The organism is Planococcus sp. CP5-4_YE, assembly GCF_019042655.1.
Classification (GTDB): Bacteria; Bacillota; Bacilli; order Bacillales_A; family Planococcaceae; genus Planococcus.
On sequence record NZ_JAHPZO010000017.1, the window covers coordinates 49,828 to 58,142 of the forward strand.

The following is an 8,315-nucleotide window of genomic DNA, read 5'->3' on the forward strand; positions in this document are numbered from 1 at the left end:
ACAATTCTTTACACTGCGTTTACTGCAGCTCAGCAGTCGTCTGAGATACTGGTGTTATTAAATGCAGAGGGAGTTGTTGAACAGAATGAAAATTGCAGTGATTGGAGATTTGCATTTTCCTTCGGTAAAAGAGAGCTATGCGTTTATCCGGGAAGATCGGCAGTCGTTTTTCGAGTCTTTCATGGAACAGTTTTTCTCGATTCCCGCGGATCTGTATGTATCGATTGGTGATTTGACGAATTTCGGTTCAGCTGACGAATTGGAAGATATCTACGCTATAATTCGTCACCATCAAAAACCGTTTGTCCACGTACTCGGCAACCATGATGTCTATGCCATGAACCGAAAAGATGTCCTCCATATCACACAGCAAGAGCGTTTTCATACGATTTCAACAGACCATGCCGTCTTGGCTTTTCTGGATACTGCCCAAGAACAAAATTACGAAGACTGGGGCGGAACCTTGGACCTTGTCCAACAACAATGGCTCGAAACAGTAGTCCAAGAATCCGGTGACCTGCCGCTTATCGTCTTCGGTCATCATCCCGTCCATGGAACGACCAAAAACTCCGAAAAAGAAAAACGCTGCATTGCGCCGGATATCCCGATGTGGGAATTGCTGAAACCCAAGCAGCGTGCTGGGCTGTATGTCAATGGGCACAACCATTACAATTCCATCGCCGCCAGGGAACAATGGACCTTTCTCCAACTAGCGGCGGTCCTGGATGAACAAGCGGTGAGGATCATTGATGTATCCGAGTCCTTGATTGACATCGATTACATTCCTTTAATGGATCCGAAATTAAAGTCGGCTGCACACACGATCGGTACAGCCATCGATCATTTTCAACTGAAGCCCCACCCGCTCGGCACACAGGCCGATGTGAAATACGCGATCCCGCTTTCGGCTTCATCGCCAATGGCTACTGGCTTGAGCTTGAATGACATAAAAAAGATGACGACGAAATAAGGCCGGATTTTTTTGAATAATCGCCTTAACAGCTGGCTCCCCCCTTTCTACATAATGGGAGCTAGCTTTTCTATGTTTATAGAAAGCGAATTGACTATAGAAAAAATAATTTTCAATTAATTGATCTCAGTACCTTGCATTGAACAATACTAGATGATATATTATTCATTAATCACTACTGTTTATAAAATACTAGCTAAGAAAGGAGGAAATCCCATTGAACATCCAGTTTAAAAAAGGCGTATTGAATTTATGTGTGCTGGTGCTGTTGGATAAACAGGACCGCTACGGCTATGAACTCGTCCAGAAAATCTCGAGCCGCATCGCCATCTCGGAAGGCGCCGTCTATCCCCTGCTCCGACGGCTCACAAAGGAAGGCTATTTCACCACCTACTTGCAGGAATCAAGCGAAGGCCCGCCGCGGAAATATTACTCACTCACCGAACTCGGCCGGACGTATTTACAGGAACAGCTCGAAGAATGGAAAAGTTTCACGGATGGGGTCAACCAACTAATTGAAGAGGGTGTGCAAAATGACTGAAAACCAATTTTTGCAAGAACTTGAAACAGCGTTGAAACAATTGCCGAAAGAAGAACAAAACGATATTCTCCAGGACATCCGCGAGTATTTCGCGAACGGGCAGGCAGATGGCAAGACAGATAGCGAAATTGCCGATGAACTCGGCTCGCCACAAGAAATCGCCGATGAACTGATCGAGTCGTTTGATTTCAATCAAAACGACATCAGCACGGCGGCGAATGAACTGACGGAAGATAAATTCGATCAAGTCGACATACAGATTGATAACGGCATGCTTACCATCGGCCCTTCGGAAGACGGCAAGATGCATGCCGACATCACCGATAAAAGCTACCGCCAGCAGTTGTCTGTCGATATCCTCAACCGGACGCTCGTCATCACCTTGAAAGAAGAGCCAAGAAAATGGGGTATCTTCAGCTTTACCGGCAGCATGAAATCACCAAAGCTCGACGTCCGCTTGCCAAAGAAACTGTATGACAAAATCCGAATCGATTCCGACCACGGCATGATCACTGGCGAGAGTCTCGACAGCCGCCAATTGTCCATCGAAACGGATAACGGCCGCATCGAACTCACGCAAATGAATGCGGATCAAGCAAGCGTCAAATCGGACAACGGCGATATCGAATTGGCACAGGTACTGGCGAAGAAACTGAAAGTCGGCACTGACAACGGACAGCTTCAGCTTCGCAACATCCAGGCAGATGAACTTGAAGTTTCAACGGACAATGGCGCTATTGACTTGAGAGATATCGAAAGCAATGTGCGTGCGAAAACCGACAATGGGCTCATCCATTTGTCCACTGTCGACCTCGACCGGACGATCAGCCTCGAAGCCGATAACGGCGCAATTTCTGTGGAAACACGAGTGAAGCCAACAAACGCAACGATCCGGGCGAATGTCGATTGGGGAACGGTTTCCGTGTTCGGCGTGAAAAACCGCCACAGCGTGTTCGGCAGCGGCGAGAATGTAGTGGATTTACAGTCGGATAATGGCAGCATTACGGTTGAATTGATAAATTGAATAAGCGATTGATAAATGAATCGAAACCAGGCTCGGAACTTCTCCCTTGCCTGGTTTTTTATTTTCGTACAGCCAAGCGCCCCCTCTGCATTCATCTCATTTGAAACCTTCTCTCTCCTCAACCGTACTCCTATACAAGAGGTGATGAATCGTGAGAAATAGAAAAGCAATTGCTTTAGTCATTTTCATTTTCCTGCTGCTCGTCCCGGTCCAGGCGTTTGCAGTTGATTTCGATATTACGGAAGTGCAAATCGAGGCCCAGTTGAATGAAGACGGCACCGCGGATGTTACGGAGCAATTCACGTACGAATTCGAAGATGAGTTTAATGGGATCACAAGAAGCTTGATTCCAAAAGAAGGAACGTCGATCGAGGAGTTTACCGCGAGCGACAGCCGCCGGGACTTGGAAGTGGAAGTCGAAAACGGCCTGTACAAAATCTACCGCTCCGGCAATGAAGGCGATACGATCCAAGTCGAGCTGAACTACCGGATCGTTGGGGCTGTCGAAAAGTTTGAAGACGGGGCCGAGTTCTACTGGCCGTTCTTTGATGCAAGCAACGAAAGCGAGTACGGCGATATGACGATTACAGTCATCCCGCCTGCCCCCGCATCGGAAACCGAAGTGCTCGGATATGGTGAGGCGTTTGATACAGCAAGCGTTACAGAAGACGGGACTGCGGTTTTTGATTTAGGCAATGTGCCAGCCGAAAAAAATGCGGACATCCGTGCCATTTTTGAATCCGGATTGTTCCCTGCTGTCACAGCGCAAGACGGCACAGTGCGCGATGAGCTCGCGGATGACCGCGAAGAACTCGAAAATGAAGCAGCAGCGTTCGCCCGCAATCAGCAAATCGCAAAATCACTTGGGATTCCCGCCATTGCGATACTCGGTGCGCTACTCATCGGGCTCGTGCTATTTACTTGGCTGAAGGCATCAAGACGTAAACGGGAAGTCCGAAGCGGGACTTATGAATTTTTCGTTCCGGAAGATTCGATGAGCATTCCTGCACTGCTTCATTTCACGAATCCGACCTATGTAGCGGCGAACGGCATGTCGGCGGCGATTTTGGATTTGATGAGAAAAGGCAAAGTCCGCCAACTCTCGGAAGACCATTTTGCACTGGCCGACCGCAACACCGACCACCCGCACGAAGCGGTGCTGATCGGGCTATTGTTCGATACGATCGGAGACGGCCAGGAGTTCACGCTCGAAGAAGTGGAGATCTATACAAAAAATGAACTCAATCACGAAGATTACAATGCAGCAACCGCCGAGTGGAATAAAGAAGTAAAAGCCGAAGTAACGGCTCACGACTTTTATGAAAAACACAGCGGCCTACGCTGGGCGGCCGGCAGCATGAGCGCGGTCTTCATCGGCCTCGCCATCGTTTCGGGCATTTACGGATTATTGCCCTGGATGGCCGCATCTATTGCGCTTGCGATGCTCGCTCTCGGATTTGCGATTGGCTATTCGCCGATTACGCGTGAAGGCCACCGGGTGCGCTATGAATGGCGCAGCATGCAAACCGCTATGGACAACTTACCAACTAAGCAATGGGAGCAGTTAACGCCGGACGAAAAGCAGCGCGCTTATGCATACTTACTCGGCAGCGACCAGAAAACAGCCGAGCGAAAAGCGAATGCCTTTACAGCCGCTGAGCCGGCAAACGATGTCTCTGGCTTCGCGATAAACCCGGTCCTCATGACGGCTGTATTCGTTTCGGCCAGCACCACGACAAGTGCAACAGCCAGCGCAAGCGGCGGTGGAATGGCCGGAACTGGAGGCGGAGTCGGCGGCGGTGGCGGCGGCTCGGGCGCGTTTTAAGTTAAATATTTGAACAAAAAGGAGGATGGCAGCTGCCATCCTCCTTTTGTTATTCTCTTCCTGAAATATACGCCCATTTATAGCTGAAGTCGCCAGTAAACGGATGCGTAATGACATCGTGCACATACGGTTTTTGCAATGCCATGCTGCCGAATTGATACATATTGGCAATGGCTGCATCTTCTTCCACGAGGATTTTCTCAACTTCCGCTAACGCTTGCCAGCGCTCTTCTGGCTTTAACGCAAGTTCGCCGTTTGCTTGTTCGAGTAATTCATCCACCTGCTCATTGGAATACGCCATCGTGTTTTGAGGTGATTCCGTCGCGAACAAATCAAGGAATGTGATCGGGTCTTGGAAATCAGGGCCCCAGCCTGTGCTTTGGATATCGTAATCCTGGGCTTCGTTTTTATCGAGCAGGACGTTGAATGGCACTTGGCTCATCTCAAGCGTCAAACCAGCCAGATTGCCTTCCATCTGGTCTTGCATATAGGCATCGATTTTTTTGGAAAGTTCCGTATCGCCGCTCAAGTACTCCAAGCTCACTTCCGTCAGCCCTTCTTCTTCCAAACCTTCTGTCCATAATGCTTTCGCTTCCTCAGCATTGAATTCCATCATATCCCCATTGACGGTGCGGAAATCTTCATTACTCGCATCAAATGTGAACTCCGTTGGGACCAAGAAATCTGCCGGAATCGATCCGTTGGCGAGAACGATATCCGCCAAATCCTGTTTATTAAACGACAGCGCCAAAGCTTTGCGTAATTTCGGATTCGCAAGTGGTGTCGATTCGCCTTCACGCTGTTGGTTGAATTGCAAATAATAAACAGACGGCTTCAATACGCGCACGACTTCTTCATCGTCTGCGTATTGCATGGCAAATTCGCCAGCCAAGCCGGCACGGTCCGCTTCCCCAGTCTCATATAAATTAACGCCAGTCCCTGGATCCGGAACGATATTGAATTCGACTGTATCCAATTTCACATTTTCCGCATCCCAGTATTCAGGGTTTTTCTCCAATTCCCACGACATCGCCGTAGCGTCCCAGTTTGTCAACGTGAACGGCCCATTCGATATCAGTTTGGATGAGTCCATGGCATAGTCATCTCCATGTTCAGTCACGTACGCTTCGTTCTGCGGGTAAAACGTTCCGAATGCCATCAAGGACAAGAAATAAGGAATTGGCCGTTCCAGCGTGACGACCAGTGTTTGATCGTCTTCCGCTTGGATGCCGAGTTCCGATTTATCCATTTCACCTGCCGCAATCGCCTCAGCATTTTTGATCGTTCCAGCCATCATATACGGCCCGTAAGTAGAGCCTGTTTCCGGATCGGCTGCACGCTGCCACGCAAAGACAAAATCATGCGCCGTCACAGGGGAGCCGTTAGACCAATTCGCATCACGCAATTTAAAGGTATAGCTCAAGCCGTCTTCGCTGATTTCAGGCTCGGCCGAAGCCATAGCTGGAATCGCCTTATTCTCCTGATCCAGGCGATACAAACCTTCGCCTGCATTGTTCAGCATAGTGAATGATACTGCATCGTCCGCCAACACGGAATCCATGGTCGGAACCCCAGACCCTGTCGTCAAGCGCAGTTCCTGGACACTGTCCAGTCCGTCTTGTTCTGCAGTACTTTCTGTATCTGTCGCAGTTTCCTGTTCCCCGCCGCATGCTGCGAGTATTACAGCCAAGCTGGCGATTATTGTCAAAGCCCAAGCTTTATTTCGTTTAATCATTGTAAATCCTCCTATACCTAACGCTCTAGTGCATTCCTCCCCCTATTATATACAAGTAATGATTTTCTTTAAAAAAATATTAAATTTTGAATTTAATAGAATTGATATTATCACTTATTTGTTTCAAAAAAATAGGCCCTCCAATATCTGGAGAACCTGTTCAAAGTGTTGAAGAAGTCCATGGACCACTGTAAATTAAACGAAGACTATTTTTTCTACATTTTAAATCCAATGTTCTATCTAAGTATTTGAGAAGCTTATGTCGTTCACTTTCCTCAAGCGGGAATCGAGCGATAAGCTTCGGATAATACGGCTTCTTGACTTTCTCGAAAACCGGTTGTTCGCTAAAATCATTTTCGGTAGTTTAGTTGCTTAGACACGATGCGCATGAATTCTTCAAATGAAGCAGAATAACGGTTCCAGTGGTGGTACCATTTGCGAATGGTGTCGAGCAACCAGAATGGAACGGGCTTGCCGTCGATAATCGGATAATATTCTTGATACGCTTTTTTCAAGTGCTCCCAGCGGAAATCGTTGCCGGGCTTGATGTACTCGGACACGTCGAGCAATTTCGCGCGCCCATCCTGCAAGATGATATTTTTTAAATGGATGTCCCGCGGGTTCAAGCCGATTTCGCGGATATAGTAGCGCGCTGTTTCCACATCCACGATGGCCTGTTCCGGCACGTACACGCCCTGTAGCAGGCAATCGAATAAGGTCGGGCCTTGCTCGAATTTCAACACGAGCATGCGCTCGTCTCTTCCGTAGCACGTCGAGAAATATACAGACTGCCCGATTTGTTCGTACACCTTCGCTTCGGCTTCGAGTTTGTCTTTTTTGCCTTTAGCGTATACTTTAAATGCATATTCCGGGAAGTTATCGGACTGGAATACTGCGGCGTCCGTACCGACACCGATGCAACGATAGCCTTCTGCGATTCCAAGTATCGTGACCGGTTCATTATTGGGGTGTGCCGTCACGGTTACCGTCGACAAGGCGTCCGCAGCAATCTTCCATTGATCTTGATTCATGCCCATCTCTCCTCTGGTCATCAGCGCTTTGTTCCATTAAAATAACGAACCGCCTGTTTGTTGGCAGTTCGTCTTTATCATAGCATCAGTTTCACAATTAATCCCTTTACGCCCCTGGCTTCATTTCCTGGTGATTGACCCATTTGCGAACGGTTTCCACATAAGCTTCGGGTTCTTCGATTGACGGCATGTGCGAGCTGTTTTCGAACACGTGAAATTCCGCATCCGGCACGAGACTCGCATAAAGCTCTGTCGCTTCAGGTGTCGCTTCATCGTAACGGCCGCAAGTGAACAGGGCCGGAATGTCGATCTCATTCAAGCGCTCCGTCGCATCAAAATGCTTCAAGGTGCCAGTGACCGTGAATTCCGAAGCTCCCCACATATAATTGTAGATATCCGGGTTCAGCTGATCGAGATCTTCTGACAACTCATCTGGCCAAGGGTCGACGCGGCACATATGGGTTTTGTAATACTGCATCATCGCTTGCTGGTAGTCGTCTGAATCGGTTGTTCCTCGGTTTTCGCTCTTCTCGATTGTCTTTTGTACCTGTTCCGGAAATTGCTTTAAATAAGCGCGCTGGTCCTGCTCCCAGCGCTGCGCATCGAGTGCTGGCCCGGAGAACATGACACTGCGCACACCGCCCGGTTTCGTAAAGAGATAAGACGCAGCGAGCATCGTCCCCCAGGAATGGCCGAGCAGATGGACCTCTTCTAGCTCAAGCGCTTGGATCACTTGCCCGAGTTCTTCGACGTAGCGGTCTAATGTCCAAAGAGCTTTATCTTCCGGCCGGTCCGATTTTCCACAGCCAAGCTGGTCGTATTGGATGACCGGCCGCTCTGTCCCTAGTTGCCGCAGCGGGTCGCTATCGCTGCTTTTCATCCCCGGCCCCCCGTGCAAGAGCAAGAGCGGGATGCCTGGTCCTTTGCCGGTGATCCGGTACCATACCTTGCCCCCAGTCACGGGAATGAACCCTTCTTTTACATATTCCATAAATACTTATGCCTCCTTTTTTTGCCTGTTAACAAGCATTTCTCCACCTTAGCAAAATCCCCTTTATTTTCATGCCCCATAAGCAAAACCGCCACTCCTTTTCGGAATGGCGGTTTTTTTTCTATCTAATCGACCTTATTCTTCTTCCAGAAATCCATTTTTCACGAGCCAATCATAAGCAAATACCGCTATCTAATC

General features: G+C 48.7%; 7 protein-coding genes. 4 read left to right on the top strand and 3 right to left on the bottom strand.

Annotated features, from left to right (window positions below; translation table 11 throughout):
- Nucleotides 1-85 precede the first annotated feature (85 nt).
- From KTG14_RS15315 to KTG14_RS15330, 4 genes are all read left to right on the top strand, one after another.
- Nucleotides 86-970, top strand: coding sequence for a metallophosphoesterase family protein (locus KTG14_RS15315; RefSeq protein WP_254178201.1), 885 nt, complete (start codon nt 86-88; stop codon nt 968-970).
- Between the two features lie 217 nt (nt 971-1,187).
- Nucleotides 1,188-1,511, top strand: coding sequence for a PadR family transcriptional regulator (locus KTG14_RS15320; protein WP_058381572.1), 324 nt, complete (start codon nt 1,188-1,190; stop codon nt 1,509-1,511).
- Nucleotides 1,504-2,535: a DUF4097 family beta strand repeat-containing protein gene (locus KTG14_RS15325; protein WP_216971708.1), complete on the top strand. Its 1,032-nt coding sequence runs from the start codon at nt 1,504-1,506 to the stop codon at nt 2,533-2,535. Before KTG14_RS15320 ends, KTG14_RS15325 begins: the two co-directional genes overlap by 8 nt.
- Nucleotides 2,536-2,686: 151 nt before the next feature.
- Nucleotides 2,687-4,360, top strand: coding sequence for a DUF2207 domain-containing protein (locus tag KTG14_RS15330; protein ID WP_216971709.1), 1,674 nt, complete (start codon nt 2,687-2,689; stop codon nt 4,358-4,360).
- Nucleotides 4,361-4,409: 49 nt separating this feature from the next.
- On the opposite strand, the gene KTG14_RS15335 is transcribed toward KTG14_RS15330, so the two are convergent.
- The 3 genes from KTG14_RS15335 to KTG14_RS15345 form a co-directional block, all read right to left on the bottom strand.
- A complete protein-coding gene (locus KTG14_RS15335; protein ID WP_254178198.1) occupies nt 4,410-6,095 on the bottom strand; it encodes a peptide ABC transporter substrate-binding protein in 1,686 nt (561 codons plus the stop codon).
- A 350-nt stretch (nt 6,096-6,445) separates the two neighbouring features.
- Nucleotides 6,446-7,126, bottom strand: a complete 681-nt coding sequence (locus tag KTG14_RS15340) for a protein kinase family protein (RefSeq protein ID WP_216971710.1) — start codon at nt 7,124-7,126, stop codon at nt 6,446-6,448.
- 106 nt (nt 7,127-7,232) lie between these two features.
- Nucleotides 7,233-8,117, bottom strand: coding sequence for a proline iminopeptidase-family hydrolase (locus KTG14_RS15345; protein ID WP_216971711.1), 885 nt, complete (start codon nt 8,115-8,117; stop codon nt 7,233-7,235).
- Between the last annotated feature and the right edge of the window lie 198 nt (nt 8,118-8,315).